Consider the following 20389-nt stretch of genomic DNA (forward strand, 5'->3'; position numbering starts at 1 on the left):
CGGGGCGGGTGGCTCAGCCCGCCGGGTGCGCGTCGGCGAGGGTGTTCCAGAACATCAGCTCGTACGCCTGGAGTTGGCGCCCGTAGCGGCGGCCGCGGTCGATCCGCTCGGCGTTGAGACCGGTCGCGGCGAGCACCTCGACGGTCTGGTCCTCCGACTCCGGTGCGGGCGAGGCGAAGAAGTCGAAGAACGCGCAGGCCTCGTCGGGGAAGTCGTAGTGGCCGCGCAGCGCCTGCGCCATGGTGGCGCAGTAGCCGCCCCAGGCGGCGAAGTTGGCGGCGAGCGCCAGCACGGTCCCGGCCGGCTCGCCGTTGAGGGCCAGCCAGGCGAGGTAGGCGGGGTAGGCCTGGCAGCCGGGGATCGGTTCCCTGGCCGCCGCGCCGTTGGGTGTCAGACCGCAGCGCCTGGCGAACGGGCCGAGCGCGCGCAGTGCCTGGCTCTCACCCTCGGCGATCCCGGCGAACCAGGTGCCCGCCGGGCCGTCGGCGCAGCGCGAGGCCAGTACCAGCAGGCTGCGGCGGTCGCTGGTGATGATCCGGTGCTGCTGTGCGGCGAGTTCGGCCAGTACCGCGACCGGGGCCCGGCCTTCGGCGATCAGCGGGACCAGCCGGTTCTCCCGCTCGGCCGGTGCGAGTTCGCGGCGGACGGTCTGCAGCACTTCACGTGCCTGCGTGCTGGCGCTCATCGGATGCCCTCCTCGGCGGTGACGGTGTGTCAGGTCGTCGTCACGGACCAGGGTAGGCAGAGACCGGTGCGGAGTCCGGCAGGCGGCACCCCTGAGCGTGCCCGGACTGTGGTCCGCGGGCCCTCACCGAGCCCGGTCAGGATCGTCAGCGCCCGGAACGGACTCCGGCTCACCGCCGCACTCGAGTCGGCCGACCGTGATTGACCGCTTGTCGGGGTGGTGCTAGAACGATCCTCGCACGGTAGGCAACGGGGGTTGCGCACAGTGCGATCCGGCAACCGGAGTGGCGATGGCAGAGCTGGTGATCCGCGGTGCGACCGTCATCGACGGGACCGGCGCGCCCGGGCGGCGCGCCGACCTCACCGTCACGGGCGGGCGGATCGACGAGATCGGCCGGGGGCTGTCCGGGCGCACCGTGCTCGACGCCACCGGCCTGGTCCTGTGCCCCGGTTTCATCGACATGCACGCCCACTCCGACCTCGCACTGCTCACCGAACCGGGCCATCTGCCCAAGGTCAGCCAGGGCGTCACCTGTGAGGTGCTCGGCCAGGACGGACTCTCCTACGCCCCCGTGGACGACACCACACTCGACCAGGTCCGGCAGGCCATCGCCGGATGGAACGGCAACCCGCCCGACTTCGACTGGAGTTGGCGCAGCGTCGGCGAGTACCTCGACCGCCTCGACGAGGGCATCGCGGTCAACGCCTGCTACCTCGTCCCGCAGGGCTCGGTACGGATGCTCGCCATGGGCTGGGACCGCCGCCCCGCCACCGAGGCCGAACTGGGGCGCCAGCGCGAGCTGGTGGCCACCGCCCTGCGCGAAGGCGCCGTAGGGATGTCCAGCGGACTCACGTACGCGCCCGGGATGTACGCCGACACCGCCGAACTCACCGCGCTGTGCGAGGTGGTGGCCGCGCACGACGGCTACTACTCGCCGCACCAGCGCTCCTACGGCGCGGGCGCGCTGGACGCCTACGCCGAGATGATCGACATCGCGCTGCGCTCAGGCTGCCCGCTGCACCTGGCCCACGCCACCATGAACTTCGGCGTCAACCGGGGCCGGGCCGGGGACCTGCCGGCCCTGCTCGACCGGGCCCTCGCCGCAGGCTGCGACCTCACCCTGGACAGCTACCCCTACCTCGCGGGCTCCACCACCCTGGTCGCCCTGCTGCCCGGCTGGGCCGCGGCCGGCGGACCCGCCGCGATCCGCGGCAGGCTCGACGACCCCGGCGAACTGGCCCTGATCCGGCACGACCTGGAGCAGCGCGGCTCCGACGGCTGCCACGGAGTCCCGGTGGACTGGCAGAGCATCGAGATCTCGGGATCGCGCGACCAGGAGGCCGTCGGACACACCGTCGCCGAACTCGCCGCGGCCCGCGGACAGCGCCCGTTCGACCTCTACCGCACCCTGCTGATCGCGGACGAGCTGAGCACCACGATCCTCCAGCACGTCGGGCACGAGGAGAACGTCCGGGCGATCATGCGCCACCCCGCGCACACCGGCGGCAGCGACGGGCTGCTCGCCGCGGCCAGACCGCACCCCCGTGCCTGGGGCACCTTCCCCCGCTACCTCGGCCGCTACGTACGCGAACTCGGCGTCCTCGGACTCGAGGAGTGCATCGCCCACCTGACCGGCCGCCCGGCCCGGCGGCTGCGCCTCGCCGACCGCGGACTGATCAGACCGGGTCACCACGCCGACCTGGTGCTCTTCGACCCCGCCACGGTCGCCGACACCGCCACCTTCGCCGACCCGTGCCGACAGGCCACCGGCATACCCCACGTCTTCGTCGGCGGTACCCGGGTGATGGCCGACGGCCGGCCCACCGGAGCGCTCCCCGGCCGCGCGCTGCGCCGCACCGCCCGGGGAACGGCGACGGTGGGCCCGCGCTGATCCACGGGACGGCCGTCACGGGGCGGGCTCCGGCCCGGGGCGCTCCTCGCCCGGGGCCGCGGCCCGCCGGGAGGCGTGGCTCACCTGACGGCGTGGCTCACCTGAGGGCGTGGCTCGGTGCGAGGTGGGCGGCCTGGTCGGGCATCGGCAGATCCCGGCCTTCCAGCTCCAGGTAGCAGGTCGGCAGGTGCAGGCCCGGCTCGGGGCGGTCCAGGCGGACCGAGAAGGGCCGGGTGGGGAAGTCGGGCAGCTCGCCGGAGAGCCGGCGCGGCAGCCGGCCGGTGCCGCGTTCGCGCAGGAAACCGACCTCCTTGCCGTCCACCAGCAGCTCGGTCTCGGTGAGTCGGCCGGAACGCACGTTCACGGTGATCGAGTGACCGTGCTCGTCCCGGTGGAAACTGTGGCGGCGACGCATGGCGCACTCCCTCGCAGGCCGTCGGCACCCCTCGCTCCAGTCTAGGACGCCGGTCCGGTGCCGGTCCGGCGGCGGCCCCTGCCCGTGCCGCCGGTCCGGCTCAGCACCGTGGCCCGGCGTGCGCCCGGCCCGGACGGCGTTCGCGCAGTGCGGCGGCCTCGGCCAGTGCCTCCGGGGACAGTGGACGGAGGCCGTCGCCGCGCCGGCAGGGCGGGGTGTCGGTACGGGAGGCGCGGACCGGGCGCTCCAGGACGATGGCGTTCCCACGACCGGTCAGCGTCAGACCGGCGCCCTGCGGTGCGAGCGGGTGGCGGGCGATGACCGCTCCGCTCGCCGTCGTGATCGACAGGAACGGTTCGTCAAGGCGGCGGCAGACCTGCACCACCGCGCCCGACAGGTCGGCGGGCACCGGATAGTAGTTGCCGCGGAACGACACCTGTCCCTGTGAAGTGACGGTTCTGCTGGTGCGGAGCCGGACCGGGAAGGGCGTGTCGGGCAGCTCCAGCAGCGCGCGGGCCGGCGGGTCGGCCTCGCCGGCCGGCCGGTGACGGGTGTCCATCCGGCGCGCGAGCCGGTCGAGGGCCTCCTGCGCGGCCCAGAGGCCGGTCCCCTCCGGCATCGCGCGCCACCAGCGCCGGACGGCGCGGTGGCAGGGACTCTCCACCCCGTCGGCCCGGCCGGGCCGACCGGCCGGGCCGAACTCGACCCCGACGCCGTAGTACCTGGCCACTTCGGCGAACGCCTGCGTCACCCGGCCGGTCGTCGGGCAGCAGACGGAGGGCGTCCGGTCGATGCGCCAGCGTCCCGCGGTGCCGCCCAGATGTCTCATCACCTGGTCCAAGGCCTCGACCAGTTGGGGGAGTTCGGTGCTCTCCGCCAGGACCCCGCGCCAGTGGCCCAGGCGGGTCAGTGAGCCCGTCAGCATCAGGGCATGGCTCCCGCAGTCCCAGTCCTGGGGCGGGCCGGGCAGTCTCAGCAGCTCGAGCCGGAGCTCCTCCTCCGCCGGCCGGGAGGCAGCGCCGCCCTGGGACCGGTCGGGGCGGCAGAGCCCGCAGGGCGGCCGGACCTCGTGCTTGCGCAGTGCGCGGGTGAAGGTCGAGTAGCCACCCGGATAGCCCAGCGCGGCCACCTCGTCGTACAGCACGGACGCCGGCAGGTGCGGGTCGTCCGTCAGGCGCTGCCGGGAGTACGGCAGGAACCGGGAGCACTCGTCCTGGACGGGGCTGCGGACCCCCGCGATCCGGTCCCCGTCGAGGTACGACCTCACCGTCTTGCGGTCGCGCCCCAGGTGCCGGGCGATCGCCGAGATGGACCACCCCTGACGACGCAGTTCCTGTACATCCGAGTATTCCTCTCTGGTGAGCATCCGCCGCCCCTCACGAGCCCGACCGCATCCACGCGCGGGTTCTCAAATGCCGATGAGCCCCACGCGGCCGCAAATGTTACACGATGCCGGAAAGATCGAATAAGGGGAAACCGCTGCTCCGTCCGTGGGGGTGGAGCTGGGGAATTTCAGTGAGCAGCTTGCCGGTGGCACGGCTTGCGCCACCCCTCGCGCCACTGGGGAAGTTCAGCGAGCGATCACTGATCGTAATATGAACCAGTGCGCCATTCGGGGAGAGCGACTCCTGGGCGAACGCCGGTTTCTCCGACAGTTCGACCGTGCTCTCCTGAGGAATTTTGCCGGAGCCGGAAATGTCGTCGGTGCGGGCTGCTCCGGGTAGTTTCGCCGAGCAACGAGAATGCTGAATATGGAACGACGCCCATCTGTCGCAACCGCGCTCCCGGTGGCCGTTCGTTGACGGGGGCATGAGTTCAATGCGCCGGCCAATGGCCGTACCACTGCCGCAGCATGATCCGGTGACCAGTCTCGGAAAGTGGCTCTTCGTCCCCGACCGGAGCAATTTCGCGGGAGACGTGCGGACCGGCTACCTGTCGTGCAATGGCGAGCGGGTCGTCCTGCAGGACTGCTCCCGCCTGCTGGCCGACTTCGTGCGGAAGATCCGCCGCATCGAGGAGGACTTCATCGCGCGCTGCGGTGTCGACTCTGGTATGGCCGGCCGCCATGTATGACCCGATGGGCGAGTTCTTCCCCTCCTATGGGGCCACCGTGTACTGCGGCCCGGAGGAGCATCCCAGGGTCGCCGGCTACGAGCAGGGCGGCTGGTACGGCGGGGCCGCCCCGGCCGGCGACGCGGGGCCCTCGTACCCGACCGTCGAGGCGCTGGGCAGCTGGGATCCCGAAGGCCTGTTCGTTCCCCACCCCCGGTTCCCCGCCGACGAGTTCACGACGGCCGGCACCGAGACCGCCGCCGCGCCGGTGCCGCGCCACCGGCGGCGGGAGCAGCCCGCGGCGACCTGGTCGCAGATCCTCAGCTCGCTGTTCGGAGTGCTCACGGCGGTGACGGTGACCGCGATGTGCCTGCTCGGCTGGGTGCTCTCCTACCACCCGCTGCAGGACCTGGCGGACTCCCGGGTGCCGCACGGGCTCTCCCAGCTGTGGCCGCTGATCGTCTACGGTCCGTGGGTGGTGGGCTGTCTGTCGGTCCTGCGGGCCGCCCTGGAGGGACGCCGGCCCGTGCACTCCTGGGTCGTGGTGGTCGTGTTCTCCGTCGTCGCGACGGCGCTGTGCATCGCGGACGTCTCGCAGACGGCTCCCGATGTGATCGTTGCGGGACTGCCCCCGATCACCGCGCTGGTCTCCCTGCACCAGCTCGTCCGCCAGCTCACCTCGGGCAAGGGGGCGCACCGGCCCACCTACCGCCGGCTGACGCACAAGTCGCCGCGGTGAGAGCCGGGTTGGGCCGTCCGGCGAAGGCGCCGCCGGCCCGGGAGTGCGGAGCCCGGGCCGGCGGCGTACTCGTGTCCGGCCGGGGGTCAGCCGGTCGGCTTGGTGAGCAGCAGCTCGGTGTTGTGGTCGACCGGGGAGCCGAGCTTAGCGGCCGGGTGCGCGTACGGGTCGTTGTACGACAGCTCGCGGTAGAGGGCGGCGAGGCCCGCGTCCGAGGTGTCGTTGAAGTCGGTCCGGTACGGGGCGGCGGACTCGATCAGCGTGGTGAACAGCGAGACGGTGCCGTCGCCGTTGTCGGCGACCTCGATGATGCGGGCGTGCTGGGGGAAGTCCACGTGCGAGGCGGTGTTGATCTCCCAGAAGGCGCGCTCGGGGACCGCGTGGCCGTGCGGGGTGATCTTGTTCTCGTGGGTGTGGCCGTTCACCCAGGCGAGCACGTTCGGGTAGCGCTGGAGCAGCGCGACCAGCTCGTTGCCGTCGTGCCGCTTCTCGAAGATGTTGCGCGGGTCCAGGAGCAGGTTGCCCATGGTGCTGCTGGTGTGGTGGCTGAAGATGAGGATCAGGTCGTTTCCGTTGCCGCCGCGCACGGTGCGCCCGTCGGTGTCGTACCAGTGGCCGCTGTGCGCCTGCAGGGTCTGCTCCAGCCAGCGCAGCTGGGCGGTGCCGATCGAACCGTCCGCGAAACCGGCCTGGTTGGTGGTGTCCAGGCTGATGCCCAGGACCCCGTCGGCGATGCGGAAGGTGTAGTAGAGCTTGCCGCTGCTCACCGTGTCCGCCGTGAAGCCGTGGCCGTGCGGGCCGGGGCCGTCGACGGCGGGGTCGAGGTGCGCCTGGGCGAACTCCTTGAGGGTGAACGGGCGGCGGCGCTCGTCCGGGGTGATCTCACGGACGAAGTCACTGTCGGTGAACAGCCGGCCCAGTAGCAGCGCCGCACCGGCCGGGTCGCGTCGCAGCGCCTCCAGGATCTTCGCGGCGTCCGCGTCGTCGCAGCCTTCGAGCTTGTGGTGGCCGGTGTACAGCGAGTTGAGCAGGCCGAGGTCAGGCAGGGTGCCCTCAAGGCTGTCGTCGTGATTGCCGACCGTGCTGTACCACGGGATGTTGAGTCCGGGAGCGTTGAATGAACGGCCCGTCGCGCCGAGGAATCCCGGGATCTGCGGGAAGCCCTTGGCCTTGTAGTCGTCGAGGAAGGAGCTCTCGGGGTTCCAGTAAATGGAGCTGCCCGAGTTCTGCACACCCTCGTAGCGCGACGGGTCACCGGAGTTGGGGGTGATCCGGCCGCCGCTGAGGACGTTCAGGTACCAGTCGAGCTCTATGTGCTCGTGGTTGTCGGTGTTGTCGCCGGTGGTCATCACCAGGCTGAGTGGCCTGCCCGTGTACGGGCCCGCGGAAATCGAGTTGACCCGCTCGACCAGTGAGGAGGCACCGCGTACGGTCAGCGTCTCGTGCGGGCGGTGCGCGCTGTCGTTCCACCGGGCCAGGTACTCGAAGCGGAACGGCGACTCGGTGTCCATCACGTGCATGTCGGTGAACTGGACGAACCCGGCGAGCGCGGTGCGCCGGTCGTCGCGCCCGTTCCGCGGGGCGGCCAGCTCGCCGCGGACCACCAGCGGCCAGCCGGGCCCGGCGGTCAGGCGCTGGTAGCCCGAGCCTCCGGTGGGGGTGGCGACCTGTTCGAGGGTCGTTCCCTCCACCCGTACGGCGCGGGCCGCGGTCGCCGCCAGTGCGCGGTCGCGCTCGGCCGCCGAGGCGAACGTCCCACCGGCCAGGGACAGCGCGGCCCCCGCGGCGGTGGCGGAGACCCCGCCGACGAAGGCCCGTCTGGTCATTGCACGCATGGAAACCCCTCCTGACGGCCCGGCAGCGCCAGCGGGCACTCCCGGATCCACTCGAACGACTGGCCGATCGGGATCGACCGGGGCGGATATTACCGGCAGGTAAGAGTCTGATGAAGTCCCACGGTGGAACGTGGCAGAAACGTTTGGCGACGACCGTGAGTGGGGGTGGTGTGGCCACCGGGCGGCGGATCGGGGACGGATGACGGAATTTCACCCGAACGAATGGTTTGTCAATGATGTGCCCGGCCGTGCGGACCTGGCGGACCTGGCGGACCGTCGGGAGGGGCTGAGCGGGGCCCGTCTGACCGGCGGGCCGGTCGGGGTGGCTTCGAGCGGGCAGCCGTGTGTGCGGACGACCAGCCGCGGTCTTCGCCGAATGACTATGGCGAAGTCACCGGGCCCGGCAGGCGCGAGGGACGGGTGCTCCCGGCGGCCTTCGAGGCGTCGGTGCTCCGCCCGAGCCGCGACCGGTCCTCCGGGTGTTCCCGGGCGCGCCTGCCGGTGAACGTCGTTACGGGCATGAGGAGTTGAGCCCGCGCACCACGGCGGCGGCGCGGTCGGGGGACACGCCCGCCGCGATCAGGGAGACGGTGGCGGCCTCTGTTCCGTCGTCCTGCCACTCGCCGAGGTTGACGCTCTGCAGCAGTGAGAAGGTCAGGCCCTGCAGGGCGTCGGAGAGGACCGGCGCGGGCAGGTGGCGGTGGAATACCCCGGTTGCCTGACCCTGCGCCAGGACGGCGGTGCAGTGCGCGGAGGCGGGGGCGAGCAGTTCGGCGAAGCGCTCCTCGCCCAGGTCGCGGCGGGCGAGCGAGAGCAGCATCCGGTAGCGGTCGCCGATCGGCCAGAGCGCCAGCAGGAACCGCGCGTATGCCTCTTCCGGCCCGGAGGCGGGACGTTCGGTGGCGGCCAGCGCCTCCCGCAGGGCCGTCGAGGCCTCCTCGGCGAGTGCGTCGAGAAGTGCGGCACGGCCGGGGAAGTGGCCGTAGACGGTACGGCGGACCACTCCCGCCGCGCGGGCGATCTCGTCCAGCGTGGCGTCGGGACGGGCGCCGAGCTCGCGCCGGGCGACCTCGAGGATGCGTGCCCGGTTGGAGCGGGCGTGGCTCCGCTGGGGAGTGCCGTCGGCGGGATCCGCCATGCCAGGGACCTCTCAGGGGGAGACGCGGTGGGGTCAGGACTCACCCTATGCGATCGGGCATCGACGGCCGCGGCATTATTTGCACATCGATGTGCAAGTAGCTAATCTGCACATGAGCGGGCAAGAAACTCGGATGCGGGGCCTGCCCCCTCATGCCCGCCTCCGGCGGCGCTCGCCCCCTCCGCGTCATCTCGCCGTGCTCATCGCGTGCGCGTCCGCTTCGCCCGCGTTCGCCTTCTCCCGTGTCAGCCCCATCCCTCCTGAAGGAGCGGACCCATGCCTGTCTTCGCCGCCACTCCCGTCGACCGGATGAGCGGCCCCTATCCACGCCGCTGGTGGGCCCTGCTGGTGCTCTGCCTCAGCCTGCTGATCGTGGTGATGGCCAACACCTCGCTGATCGTCGCCGCCCCCGGCATGACCCGGGACCTGGGTCTGGACAGCAGTCAGCTGCAGTGGGTGATCGACGGCTACACGGTCCCGTACGCCGCGCTGATGCTGCTGCTCGGCGCGGTCGGCGACCGGTACAGCCGCCGGGGCGGACTGCTCGCCGGGCTGGTCGTCTTCGCCGGCGGCGCGGTGCTGGGCTCCGTGGCCCACAGCGCGAACGCGGTGATCGCCGCCCGCGCGATCATGGGCGTCGGCGCGGCCACCATCATGCCCGCCACTCTCTCGCTGCTGGTCGCGACCTTCCCCCGGGCCGAACGGGCCCGCGCGATCACCGCCTGGACCGCCACCTCGGGGCTCGCGGTGGCGGTCGGCCCGCTGGTGGCGGGCTGGCTGCTGGAGGACCACGCCTGGGGCGCCACCTTCCTGATCAACATCCCGATCGCGGTCGTCGCCCTGGTCGCCGCCCTCTTCCTGGTGCCGCCGTCCCGTGCCGAGCGGCAGGGCCGGCTCGACCTCGTCGGCGGACTGCTGTCGATCGTCACCGTGGGCTCGCTGGTCTACGCCATCATCGAGGGCCCGCACTTCGGCTGGGGCACCGGACCGGTCACCGCGGCCGTGGTCGCCGGGATCGGCCTGATCCTGTTCACCGCCTGGGAGTTGCGGCACCCGCAGCCGCTGGTGAACGTGCGGATGTTCCGGATCCGCTCGTTCAGCGGCTCGATGCTCGCCGTGATGATGTTCTTCCTCGGCACCTTCGGCGCCCTCTACTACGCCACCCAGCACCTGCAGTTCGTGCTCGGCTACGCCCCGCTGGCCACCGGGGTACGGCTGCTGCCGCTGGCCGGTGCGGTCTTCGTGGGCGCGGCGCTGACCGGCCTGGCCACGCCCCGGCTGGGGATGAAGCCGATGGTGGTGGCGGGCATGGCGATCGGCACGGCGGGAGTGCTGCTGCTCACCCGGATCGACGCCGGTTCGACCTACACCGACTTCCTGCCCGCCTTCCTGCTGCTCGGCTTCGCCATCGGCCTGAGCGTCGCCCCCTGCACCGACACCATCATGGGCCTGTTCCCGGAGCGTGAACTCGGCGTCGGCGGTGGCCTCAACGACACCGCCCTCGAACTCGGCGGCTCCCTCGGCATCGCGGTGCTCGGCTCGATCCTGGCCACCTCCTACCGTGGCAACCTCACGGCAGCCGTGGGCGGTCACCTGCCGCCCGCCGCCCTGCACATCGCCCAGGACTCGATCGGCGGAGCCCTCGCGGTCGCCCAGAAGGTCGCCACCGACCCCGCGGGCGGCCCGCAGGCGGCCGGGCAGCTCGTCGCCGCCGCCCACCGCTCCTTCGCGGACGCCGTCGCCCACACCAGCCTGATCGGCGGGATCGTGATGGCGGTCGGGGCGGTCCTGGTACTGCTGATCCTGCCCGGGCGGGGGAGCGGCCCCCGGCCGGAGCACGGGCCGGAGGCGGAGCCGACGGTGGAGCGGGTACCGGCCGCCTCGGCGTGACCGCCCGGCGCGACTGGTCGGGGCTAACCAGCCAGCCGCAGTGACGGCCTGTCAGCGGCAACTGGCTGCCGGGAGTGGTCAACGTCCGTAGTGCGAGGCGAGTTACGCTCCGCACTGCGGACGGCCGCACTCGGCACGGTTGGAGCCCGGGATGCTGTCAGTGGACATCCTCACGGCCCTGAAGTGCCGCACTCCGGCGCCGCTGATGCCGTTCTCCGTCTCCGGCGAGTACATGCGCCTCGCACCGCTCGACCCGGCCACCGGGAGGCGGGACTTCCGCCCCTTGGCGGAGCTGTTCACCATGCTCAAGCGGGCCGGGGCCGAGCGGATCATCACCTACGCGGCCCTCGATCCGGCCCGCCTGCGCGCCTAAGCGGCGGGCCGGACCTCCGCCAGGATGCCCTCCGCGCCCTGGTCCAGCAGGAGGCCGGCCACCTGCACGCCCAGCTTCTCCGGCTCGCTCAGCGGGCCGGAGAGCCGGGCCTCCACCTGCCGCCCGCCGTCCACGGAGGTGACCTGCCCGTGCAGGGTCAGTACATCGCCGTCGGCCTTGCCGAACGCGCCGACCGGCACCGAGCACCCACCGTGGAGTTCGGCCAGCATCGCCCGCTCGGCCCGCACCTCCGCGTCGGTCACCGGGTCGCCGGACCCGGCCAGGATCCGGCGGGCCAGCTCGTTGTCCTCCCGGATCTGGATGCCCAGGGCGCCCTGGCCGGGCGACGGGGGGAACAGCTCGATCGGCAGGATCTCGCTGATCTCCTCGCCACGGCCGAGCCGCTTGATCCCGGCGGCTGCCAGGACCACGGCGTCCAGCTGCTGTGTCCTGAGCTTGCCGAGCCTGGTCGGGACGTTCCCCCGGATCTCCACCGGTGCCAGGTCCGGGCGGACGTGCAGCAACTGGGCGATCCGGCGCGCCGCCGAGGTGCCGATCCTGCCGCCGTGCGGGAGGCCGGCCAGCGTGGAGCCGCACAGCGCGTCGTGCACGTCGGCACGGGTGGGCGGGGGCAGGAGGATCAGGCCGGGCGGGTTCGCGGTCGGCAGGTCCTTGAGCGAGTGCACGATCACATCGACCTCGCCGGAGACCAGTGCGTTCACCTGGTTCACGGAGAAGGCCGAGCCGCCGCCTCGCTCCGACACGTCCCGGAGAGCCGACCTGCGGTCCTGGTCGCCCGCTTCCGTGATCACCCGCTGGCGGAAGACCACGTCGGGAAAGCGCTCCCGCAGCGGCGCCAGGAACTCCCTGACCTGGGCCCGCGCCAGGTGACTGGCCCGCGACCCCACCACCAGTGTGCTCATATGCCAACTCCCAGCATCTGACGAGGTGTTGACCGCATGCTACCCGCATCGAACACGCCCGTTTTCCGACGGTTTGTCGGGACCTTGGAAGGAGCCTTTCGTGCTGGACACCACCCGGACCATCCGCATCGGCGCCCGCACCTCCCCGTTGTCGCTGGCTCAGGTCTCCCGGGTCACGAGGATGCAGGCACGCCCGCGCGTTCGAGGACGGCCGCCTCGCCCTGCGGGTCATGGTCCTCACCCCCGACGGCGCGACCGTGCTGACCGCCGGCCGTACCAGCGACCAGCTCACCCCGGCGGCCGTCGGCGGGGCTGTCGCCGAAGCGCTGATCCGCGACGGCGCCCGCGAACTGATCGACTCCATCGACCATTGACCGCCGCCGGAGGGCAGCCTGCTGTCGGGGCCGGTTCGGGTCGATCCGGGCCCGCACGGGCAGGGGCGTGATGTTCTCCGGGTGTTCCAGGGTCTTGCGAAGGCGCCGGATCCCGTCGTGCTGGGCGGCGAGCCGCGACAGCGCGAGGGTCTGGAACCCGGTCAGCTCCGCGATCCGCGCGTCCCGGCGCGTCAGGCGCTCGCGCAGATCGGCGTTGTCGGCCTAGGTTGGGCGGTATGACTGATCGTTACGAGGTCGTGATCGGTGACGGGCTACGGCTGGCCTACCAGGTGTCCGGGCCGTTGGGGGCGCCGGTGTTGGTGCTGCTGCACGCGCTGGGGGAGGAGGCGGCGGGGTGGGACGAGGTGGCGCCCGAGTTCGCGCGGTACTTCCGGGTGTACGCGCTCGACCTGCGGGGGCACGGGCGGAGTGATCAGCCGGGGGAGTACTCCTTCGAGTTGATGCGCGAGGACGTGCTCGGGTTCCTGGACTGGCTGGGTCTCGACCGGGTGGATCTGGTCGGGCACTCGATGGGCGGGGTGGTGGCCTATCTGCTGGCCCAGGGGCACGGCGAGCGGATCCGGCGGCTGGTGCTGGAGGACGTGCCCCCGCCGCATCCGCGTGAGCCGTCCACCCCGGCGAAGCCCGAGGAGCCGACTGCCTTCGACTGGGCGGCGGTCCTGGCGATCAGGGGCCAGGTGGACGACCCCGACCCGGTGTGGTTGGCGCGGATGGCGGAGATCGAGGTGCCCACCCTGGTGGTGGCGGGCGGGTCCCGCAGCCATGTGCCGCAGGACGGGATCGCGGAGCTGGCCCGGCGAATCCCGGACTGCCGGATCGTCACTCTGGAGGCCGGGCACATGGTGCACAACACCATGCCCGAGGAGTTCACCGAGGTGGTCCTGGAGTTCCTGCGGCCGGCCGTGGCGGGTGGCGCGGCCGGCAGCTGAGGGAGAGTCCCGGCAACCCCGGACGGGCGTCCGCTTCGGCGCACCCGGCAACCGCCCCGCCGGTACGGCCGGTTGTCGAGCCCGCTGCGCGGTCTCAGGCGCGTGCGCCGGGACCCGCACCGCCGACCGCACCGCCGGACCACGCACCAGCCGCATCGCCGGTCAGCCCCTGCCGGGGGAGCCGTTCCGGTTGAGGAAGTCGTTCCGGTCGAGGAAGGCCAGCCGGGCGCGCTTCTCGGGGAGTTGGATCTCGGGTCCGAGGGTGAAACCGGTCCGGACCAGCCGGGCGAGGGCCTTCTCGTTACGGGCGTCGGGTTCCGCGACGATCCGCAGCCGGTCCGGGTCGGCCAGTACGAAGCCGAGGAAGGCCGACAGCAGCGCGCCGGTCCAGCCCGGTACCGGGTCGCCGGTGACCGGGCCGATCATCAGGTGGATGCCGAAGTCCCCGGGCCGGACCTGGTAGCACTCGCCGACCGGGTCGTGCTCCGGCCGGTACGTCTGGAACAGCGCGGTGGGCCGGTCGTCGAGGTGGATCAGGTAGGCGTGGTGGGTGGTCAGCGAGTCCACGTACTCGTAGATCTCCCGCACCCGTTCGCGGTCGGTGTCGAGCATGCCCCAGAAGCGGGCCCGTTCCTGGGTGACCCAGCTGTGGATCACCTCGGCGTCGGCCGCGGGATCGAGCGGGAGGACGCGGACGGTGCCGAAGCCGTCGAGGGTCTGCTCGTGGACGGCCTCGCGGCGGCGGGCGGCGGGCTCAGTGGTCATGGGATTCCTTGGTCAGCAGGGCGAAGTCGGTGATCACGGGGACGAGTCCACCGCGCAGCCAGAGCGGCAACTGGTCGCGGTGGTGGGGGCTTTCGGGTCTGCCCGACGCGCCGAGCGGAACCACCCAGAGGCTGTCCTCGCGCCGGGCCAGGTCCCAGACGTAACGGGCGGCGGGCCCTCGGGCGCTGCGGTCGGTGACCCCGGGGACGCTCGATGTGGAGAGTACGCAGTCGTGGTCGCCGGCCAGGGCGGGCCAGGTGTCGTCCGCCGGGTCGCCGGGGAGCGCCTGCCACGGTGCGAGCCGGTGGAGTCCACCCCAGGGGACGGCCGGATCACCGGCGGCGGACACCTCCTCGACGGCCTCGCGGACGAGCCGGGACCGGTCGACACCGGGCAGCTGGTCGCTGGTCAGCAGCGTCTCCAGGCCGTACGCCACGCGCGGGACCAGCGCGAGCCACGGCAGGAAGACCTCCGGGAAGGCTGCCGGTCCGGCCAGCTCGGCGAGGGCGGGGTGGGCGGCCAGTCTGCGCACAACAGCGCTTCGGAGCAGTGAATATGACGTTGCGTCATAACTGTCCGCGGCCATGTGCCGGTCCCAGGCCAGGAGGCGCTCCCGCAGGCGTGCGGCCTCGGGGCCGAGGTCGGTGAGGGTGGCCAGCAGGTCGAGCAGGGGCCGGGCCGAAGCGAGGTGGGTGTCGGTGTGGATGCCCGCCATGTCCGTGCCCGACCAGGTGGCCCGCCCCTCGAGCAGGTGGCGGATCCGCTCGGCCCGGTGCGGTGGGGCGAACTCGACGCCCAGCGGCCCGGCGAGGCCGCGCTGGTTCGCCATCACCGCGACGCCGTCAACGTCCTGGCGCGGCATCGGCCCGTACCAGCCGTGCCACTCGTGGCCGGGCCGCCAGGCGTCCACCACGCGCAGGCTGTTGTCCGGGTGCCGCAGCGGGACCGCGCCCGCGACCCGGTGCAGCAGTCCGCCCTCGGTGTCGGCCGCCTGGACGACGTTGACGGGCTCCGTCCACCGGTCGAGGGCCCGGTCCACATCGGCCACGGTGCCCGCCCTCAGCAGTGCCGGCAGCGCGGCGAAGCCCAGGTCCGCGCGGACCCGGGGCGGGTAGCGCAGGCTGATCGCCTCCCCGGTGCCGGTGCCGGTGTCGGTGTCGCCGTCGGCCCCGGTTCCGTCGGCGCCGTCGTCGTCGGGGTCCGGAGCGCCGATGACGACCGGGCCGCGCTCGGTCTCGACGATCCGGACCCGGACCGGGTCGGCGTCCGCCACCTCGATGGTCTCGATGTGGGTCGTCGCGGGCCGCCAGCCGTCCGGGCCGAGGGCCTCGATCCGGTCGCCGCTGCGCCGGAGCCGTTCGCGGTAGAGGTCCTGGTAGTCGGCCATCGCGTTGGTGATCGCCCAGGCGACCTTGCCGGTGTGGCCGAAGTGCGCGATGCCGGGCACGCCCGGGACGGCCAGGCCGACCACGTCGAACTCCGGGCAGACCAGGTGGATCTGCTGGTAGATGCCCGGGGCCTCGATGAAGCGGTGCGGGTCGCCCGCGATCAGTGCCTCGCCGGTCGTGGTCCGGCTTCCGGGGACCAGCCAGCCGTTGCTGCCGGAGGTGGCGGGGCCGTCGGTGGCGAACAGGCCGACCGCCTGGACGCCGAGGCGGCGGGCGACCAGGTCGCGCCAGAGCTTGGCCGGGAAACCGGCGAACAGGATGTGGTGCGAGAGCCAGACCGCGAGCGGGGTCCAGGGCTGCCACTGCCCGGGCCGCACGCCGGCCCTGGCGAACTCGGTTGTCCGGTCGGCCTGTTGGGGCAGGGCGGAGTTGACGCCGTCGACGTAGGCCCGTACCCAGGCGGCGGTGTCCGCGTCGAGGGCGTCGAAGCAGCCGCGGGCGGTGTCCGCCAGCCGGGCCTGGCGGGCGAAGCGGTCCCAGGGCACGGCCTCCGGGCCGAGGAAGGCGGCGGAGGTGCCCTGCGCGCGGTGGCGCTCGACCTCCAGCTGCCAGGCGCGGTCGGTGGCGGCGTTCCGGCCCTGGGCGTGGGCGAGTTCGAGCGGGCTGCCGGCGCGCAGGTGGGGGATGCCCCAGGGGTCGCGGTAGACCTCGATGCTCACGGTTCTCCTGACGGTGGTGCGACTGTGGTGGTGGCCGGTGGACTGCTCGCGCTGCGAGACGCCCTAGGCGGTCTGCGCGGCGGCCCTCGCCCGGGCTGCCGGGATGACCAGCGGGGTGCCGGTCTCCGGGTCGTCGATGACGCGGCAGGGGAGGCGGAAGACCTCCTCGACCAGGTCGGCGGTGACGACGTCGGCCGGGGCTCCGGAGGCGACCACCCGGCCGGCGCGCATGGCGATCAGGTGGGTGGCGTACCGCGCGGCGTGGTTGAGGTCGTGCAGGACGGCGACGAGCGTGCGGCCCTGTTCCTCGTGCAGGCGGGCGCAGAGGTCGAGGATCTCGATCTGGTGGGCGATGTCCAGGTAGGTGGTGGGTTCGTCCAGGAGCAGCAGCGGGGTCCGCTGGGCGAGCGCCATCGCGATCCAGACGCGCTGGCGCTGTCCGCCGGAGAGCTCGTCCACCGTGCGGTCGGCCAGTTCGGCGACGCCGGTGGAGGCCATCGACTCCTCGACGACGCGTTCGTCCTCCCTGGACCACTGGCGCAGCAGGCCCTGGTGCGGGTAGCGCCCGCGGGCGACCAGTTCGGACACCGTGATGCCGTCGGGCGCGACGGAGGACTGGGGGAGCAGGCCGAGGGTCCGGGCGACCTGCCTGGCGGGCAGGGTGTGGATGTCCTGTCCGTCCAGCAGCACGGTTCCGGCGGCGGGCCTGAGGGTGCGGGAGAGCGCGCGCAGCAGGGTGGACTTGCCGCAGGCGTTGGGGCCGACGATGACGGTGAAGGACCGGTCGGGGATGGTGACGGTGAGGTTCTCGGCGATGACCCGCTGCTCGTAGCGGAGAGTCATCGCCCGGCCCGTCAGCCGGTCCGAGGTCGGTGTCGGGTCGTGCTCCACGACAGGTGCTCCATTCCGGTGCGTAGGTGTGCCGCTCATATCCGCCCCGCCTTGCGCCGGGCGGCGAGCAGCCAGATCAGGTAACCGCCGCCGAGGACACCGGTCACCACGCCGACGGGCAGCTGACGTCCGGTGAACAGCTGCTGTGCGGCCAGGTCCGCGCCGGCCAGCAGGGCCGCGCCGACGCACATCGAGGCGAGCAGGGCCGGCCCGGGTGTCCTGGTCAGCCGCCGGGCGACCTGGGGCGCGGTGAGTGCGACGAAGGAGACCGGCCCGGCGGCGGCCGCGGCGAGGGAGGCGAGGACGACGGCGGCCGCCAGCAGGAGCAGGCGCAGCCGTTCGACCGGTACGCCGACTCCGGCGGCCGCGTCGTCGCCCAGCTCGATCATCCGCAGGGCGCGTCCGCAGCCGAGGAGTACCACGGGGGCCAGCACCGCGAGCGCGGTCAGTACGGGCAGTGCGTTGTCCCAGCCGCGGCCGTCGAGGCTTCCGGTGAGCCACAGTACGCCCCGTGCGGCGTCCATGAGTTGGGCGCGGGTGAGCAGGTAGCCGTTGACGCCGGTGAGGATGGCGGCGCTGCCGATGCCGACCAGGACCAGGCGGCCGCCGTTGACGCCGCCGCGCCAGGCGAGGGCGTAGATCACGGCGCCGGTGGCGATGCCGCCGGTCACCGCGCCGGTGGCCAGGGCGAGGCTGCTGCCGCCGGCCACCACCACGACGAGTGCCCCGGTGGCGGCACCCTGGGTGAAGCCGAGGATGTCGGGGCTGCCCAGCGGGTTGCGGACCAGGGACTGGAACAGCGCTCCGGCGAGCGCCAGCGCCGCACCGACCGCGAGGGCGGTGACCACCCGGGGGAGCCGGAGTTGGTTGACGATGAAGTCCTGGGCGGGTGAGCCGCGGCCGACGAGGGTGCCGAGCACCTCGGCCGGGCTCATCGGGTAGTCGCCGCTGCCGAGGGTGACCACGCCGAGGGTGAGTGCCAGCAGGGCGGCCAGCGCCCCGACGGCCAGCGCCCGGGGGCGGTAGCGCAGGGAGACGGTGTCGCCGATCCGCAGCACGTTCGTCCTGCCCTCCCGGCCCCCGCGCGTCGGGTGCGGGCCGGTCGCCCGGCCGACGGTGACGGGTCGACTCATGCTCGGGCCACCTTTCCGCACCGGGCGAAGTAGAGGAAGAACGGGCCGCCGAGAACGGCGGTGACGATGCCGACCTGGAGTTCGCCGGGCCTGCCGAGCACCCGGCCGAGCACGTCGGCGCCGAGCAGCAGGACGGGTGCCAGCAGGGCGCAGTAGGGGAGCAGCCAGCGCAGGTCGGGGCCGGTGAGGGCGCGCACCAGATGAGGGACCATCAGTCCGACGAAGACGATCGGGCCGCAGGCGGCGGTGGCCGATCCGCAGAGCAGGGTGACGGCCAGGATCGCGGCCGCCCGGGTCAGCGCGGGCCGGGCGCCGAGGGCGCGGGCCGAGTCGTCACCGAGGGCCATGGCGTTGAGCGGCCGGGCCAGGGCGAGGGCGAGCAGCACTCCGGCGGCGACGAAGGGCAGCAGCCTGAGGATGGTGGCCGGCCCCGCACCGGCGAGCGAGCCGACCGTCCAGAAGCGCATCTGCTCGAGTGAGGCCGTGTCGAGCAGCATGGCGCCGCTGACGAAGGAGTAGAGCATCGCGTTCAGCGCCGATCCCGCGAGGGCGAGCCGGGCGGGGGTGGCGCCGCGTCCGCCGCCGACCGCGTAGACCAGGACGGAGACCAGGCCGGCGCCGGCCAGGGCGAACCACACATAGCCGGTGAAGCCGGTCACGCCGAGGAGGGCGGTCGCGGCGGCGACGGCGGCGGAGGCGCCCGCGTTGATGCCGAGCAGGCCCGGATCGGCGAGCGGATTGCGGGTCAGCGCCTGCATGATGCCGCCGGCCAGGCCGAGGGCGGTGCCGGCCAGCAGGCCGAGCAGGGTGCGTGGCAGGCGCATCCGGTGGACGGCGGTGTAGCCGGGGGAGTCGCTGTCGAAGAGTCCGTGCCAGACCTCGCCGGGGGTGAGCGCTCTGGCGCCGAAGGCGATGCTCAGCAGCAGGACCAGGAGCAGGACGAGCAGGCAGCCGAGCAGTCCGGCCGCCCGGGCCGCGTCGCGCCTGCCGGGTGGTCGCCCGCGAGGTGGCTGCGGGATCTCCGGGTCCCGGTGGACCTGAAGTGGCGTGGTGGCAGACACAGGAGGGCTCCGGGGCGGACGGGGAGGCGGTCGGGCGCTCCCGTTGGGCGAGTACTTAGGTTAGGTTAACCTAATCCTGCCGTCTGGTTCTGACCGTATTTCAATCACACGAGCGAGAGTCCGTCATGTCGCGTTCCACCATCTCCGCCCCCTTCTCCCGCCGTGGCCTGCTGGCCGCGGGCGGCGCCGCCGCCGTCGGTGCGCTGCTCACCGCCTGTGGCGGGAAGGGGAGTTCGAGCCCGGCCGACTCGGCCGAGGCGAAGGGCGGCCCCTGGTCGTTCACCGACGACCGGAAGAAGGAGGTCACCGCCAAGAGCACCCCCACTCGCATCGTGGCCTTCACCGGCACGGCGGCGGCCCTGGTCGACTTCGGCATCGACCGCCAGATCGTCGGTGTCTTCGGTGAGACCAGGCTGGCGGACGGCAAGCCCGACCCGCAGGCCGGGGACCTGGACGTGGACAAGGTGGCGATCCTCGGCAACGTCTGGGGCGAGTTCAGCATCGAGAAGTACGCGAGCCTGCGCCCCGAGCTGCTGGTGACCCACATGTACAACCCGGACGCGCTCTGGTACGTCCCGGACGAGAGCAAGGACAAGATCCTCCAGCTGGCTCCGAGCGTGGCCGTCACCACCGCCCGGGTGCCGATGACCGAGCCGATCAAGCGCTACGCCGAGCTCGCGGCCTCACTCGGTGCGGACCTGAACGCCCGGAAGGTCACCGACGCCAAGGCGCGGTTCGAGGCGGCGGCGGAGCGGGTGCGGAAGGCGGCCAAGGCGAACGGCGGTATCAAGGTGCTGGCCGCGTCCGGCAGTTCGGACGTCCTCTACGCCTCCAACCCGAAGGTCAGCACCGACCTGATGTACTTCGCCGAGCTCGGTGTGGAGCTGGTCGTCCCCGACCGGCTGGACGAAGGCGGCTACTTCGAGAGCCTCAGCTGGGAGAACGCGGGCAAGTACCCGGCGGACCTGATCCTGCTGGACAACCGCAACACCGCGCTGCAGCCCGCCGACCTCGCGGCCAAGCCCGCCTGGTCCCAGCTGCCCGCCGTCAGGGCGGGGCAGATCACCCCGTGGAACTCCGTGCCCAGGTTCTCCTACGCCGGAGCCGCGCCGCTGCTGGAGAGCCTGGCCAAGGCCGTTGAGAGCGCCAGGAAGGTGAGTTGACGAC

At 72.7% G+C, this 20389-nt stretch carries 19 protein-coding genes; 8 read left to right on the forward strand and 11 right to left on the reverse strand.

Going from position 1 to position 20389, the window contains the following annotated elements:
- Positions 1–13: 13 nt before the first annotated feature.
- The gene (locus ACSMTC_RS32925) at positions 14–685 is read right to left on the reverse strand and encodes a thiaminase II/PqqC family protein (RefSeq protein WP_436563389.1); all 672 of its coding nucleotides are present in this window, start codon (positions 683–685) and stop codon (positions 14–16) included.
- A gap of 289 nt (positions 686–974) precedes the next feature.
- Between ACSMTC_RS32925 and ACSMTC_RS32930 the strand changes: the two genes are divergently transcribed.
- Positions 975–2576 carry an N-acyl-D-amino-acid deacylase family protein gene (locus ACSMTC_RS32930; RefSeq protein ID WP_436563390.1) on the forward strand — a complete coding sequence of 534 codons (1602 nt, stop codon included), beginning with the start codon at positions 975–977 and terminating at the stop codon, positions 2574–2576.
- A 97-nt stretch (positions 2577–2673) separates the two neighbouring features.
- Here the strand turns inward: ACSMTC_RS32930 and ACSMTC_RS32935 are convergent, their stop codons facing one another.
- Positions 2674–2991, reverse strand: coding sequence for a hypothetical protein (locus tag ACSMTC_RS32935; protein WP_436563391.1), 318 nt, complete (start codon positions 2989–2991; stop codon positions 2674–2676).
- A gap of 100 nt (positions 2992–3091) precedes the next feature.
- Positions 3092–4357 (reverse strand): Mu transposase domain-containing protein, encoded by a 1266-nt coding sequence (locus ACSMTC_RS32940; RefSeq protein WP_436563392.1) that lies wholly within the window; start codon positions 4355–4357, stop codon positions 3092–3094.
- A gap of 494 nt (positions 4358–4851) precedes the next feature.
- Here ACSMTC_RS32940 and ACSMTC_RS32945 point away from each other — a divergent pair, with 494 nt between their 5' ends.
- Both ACSMTC_RS32945 and ACSMTC_RS32950 read left to right on the forward strand, forming a co-directional pair.
- Positions 4852–5064: a hypothetical protein gene (locus ACSMTC_RS32945; protein WP_436563393.1), complete on the forward strand. Its 213-nt coding sequence runs from the start codon at positions 4852–4854 to the stop codon at positions 5062–5064.
- Positions 5057–5782: a DUF2637 domain-containing protein gene (locus tag ACSMTC_RS32950; protein WP_436563394.1), complete on the forward strand. Its 726-nt coding sequence runs from the start codon at positions 5057–5059 to the stop codon at positions 5780–5782. The genes ACSMTC_RS32945 and ACSMTC_RS32950 overlap by 8 nt, the downstream gene beginning before the upstream one ends.
- Positions 5783–5868: 86 nt before the next feature.
- Here ACSMTC_RS32950 and ACSMTC_RS32955 read toward each other — a convergent pair whose 3' ends face one another.
- Positions 5869–7617, reverse strand: coding sequence for a TIGR03767 family metallophosphoesterase (locus ACSMTC_RS32955; RefSeq protein WP_436563395.1), 1749 nt, complete (start codon positions 7615–7617; stop codon positions 5869–5871).
- Positions 7618–8128: 511 nt separating this feature from the next.
- Positions 8129–8755 carry a TetR/AcrR family transcriptional regulator gene (locus ACSMTC_RS32960; protein ID WP_436563396.1) on the reverse strand — a complete coding sequence of 209 codons (627 nt, stop codon included), beginning with the start codon at positions 8753–8755 and terminating at the stop codon, positions 8129–8131.
- Positions 8756–9031: 276 nt separating this feature from the next.
- On the opposite strand from ACSMTC_RS32960, the gene ACSMTC_RS32965 reads away from it, so the two are divergent.
- Both ACSMTC_RS32965 and ACSMTC_RS32970 read left to right on the forward strand, forming a co-directional pair.
- On the forward strand, positions 9032–10645 hold the full coding sequence (locus ACSMTC_RS32965; protein WP_436563397.1) for an MFS transporter: 1614 nt from the start codon (positions 9032–9034) through the stop codon (positions 10643–10645).
- A 151-nt stretch (positions 10646–10796) separates the two neighbouring features.
- The gene (locus ACSMTC_RS32970; protein ID WP_436563398.1) at positions 10797–11018 is read left to right on the forward strand and encodes a delta-aminolevulinic acid dehydratase; all 222 of its coding nucleotides are present in this window, start codon (positions 10797–10799) and stop codon (positions 11016–11018) included.
- Here ACSMTC_RS32970 and hemC read toward each other — a convergent pair.
- Positions 11015–11941 carry a hydroxymethylbilane synthase gene (hemC, locus tag ACSMTC_RS32975; protein ID WP_436563399.1) on the reverse strand — a complete coding sequence of 309 codons (927 nt, stop codon included), beginning with the start codon at positions 11939–11941 and terminating at the stop codon, positions 11015–11017. The genes ACSMTC_RS32970 and hemC overlap by 4 nt on opposite strands.
- A 230-nt stretch (positions 11942–12171) precedes the next feature.
- Between hemC and ACSMTC_RS32980 the strand changes: the two genes are divergently transcribed.
- Both ACSMTC_RS32980 and ACSMTC_RS32985 read left to right on the forward strand, forming a co-directional pair.
- A complete protein-coding gene (locus ACSMTC_RS32980; RefSeq protein ID WP_436563400.1) occupies positions 12172–12315 on the forward strand; it encodes a hypothetical protein in 144 nt (47 codons plus the stop codon).
- A 236-nt stretch (positions 12316–12551) separates the two neighbouring features.
- Complete coding sequence (locus ACSMTC_RS32985) at positions 12552–13265, forward strand: alpha/beta fold hydrolase (RefSeq protein WP_436563401.1); 714 nt, start codon at positions 12552–12554, stop codon at positions 13263–13265.
- A gap of 162 nt (positions 13266–13427) precedes the next feature.
- Here the strand turns inward: ACSMTC_RS32985 and ACSMTC_RS32990 are convergent, their stop codons facing one another.
- From ACSMTC_RS32990 to ACSMTC_RS33010, 5 genes are all read right to left on the reverse strand, one after another.
- On the reverse strand, positions 13428–14030 hold the full coding sequence (locus tag ACSMTC_RS32990) for a GNAT family N-acetyltransferase (protein ID WP_436563402.1): 603 nt from the start codon (positions 14028–14030) through the stop codon (positions 13428–13430).
- Positions 14020–16137 carry a penicillin acylase family protein gene (locus tag ACSMTC_RS32995; RefSeq protein WP_436563403.1) on the reverse strand — a complete coding sequence of 706 codons (2118 nt, stop codon included), beginning with the start codon at positions 16135–16137 and terminating at the stop codon, positions 14020–14022. The genes ACSMTC_RS32990 and ACSMTC_RS32995 overlap by 11 nt, the downstream gene beginning before the upstream one ends.
- 63 nt (positions 16138–16200) lie before the next feature.
- The gene (locus ACSMTC_RS33000) at positions 16201–16980 is read right to left on the reverse strand and encodes an ABC transporter ATP-binding protein (protein ID WP_436564884.1); all 780 of its coding nucleotides are present in this window, start codon (positions 16978–16980) and stop codon (positions 16201–16203) included.
- Positions 16981–17063: 83 nt separating this feature from the next.
- Positions 17064–18161, reverse strand: coding sequence for a FecCD family ABC transporter permease (locus ACSMTC_RS33005; RefSeq protein ID WP_436563404.1), 1098 nt, complete (start codon positions 18159–18161; stop codon positions 17064–17066).
- The gene (locus ACSMTC_RS33010; protein ID WP_436564885.1) at positions 18158–19180 is read right to left on the reverse strand and encodes a FecCD family ABC transporter permease; all 1023 of its coding nucleotides are present in this window, start codon (positions 19178–19180) and stop codon (positions 18158–18160) included. The genes ACSMTC_RS33005 and ACSMTC_RS33010 overlap by 4 nt, the downstream gene beginning before the upstream one ends.
- Positions 19181–19347: 167 nt before the next feature.
- Between ACSMTC_RS33010 and ACSMTC_RS33015 the strand changes: the two genes are divergently transcribed.
- Positions 19348–20385 (forward strand): ABC transporter substrate-binding protein, encoded by a 1038-nt coding sequence (locus ACSMTC_RS33015; RefSeq protein ID WP_436563405.1) that lies wholly within the window; start codon positions 19348–19350, stop codon positions 20383–20385.
- Positions 20386–20389 lie beyond the last annotated feature (4 nt).

Source organism: Kitasatospora sp. HPM-01-4, from assembly GCF_051374625.1.
Taxonomy (GTDB): Bacteria; Actinomycetota; Actinomycetes; order Streptomycetales; family Streptomycetaceae; genus Kitasatospora.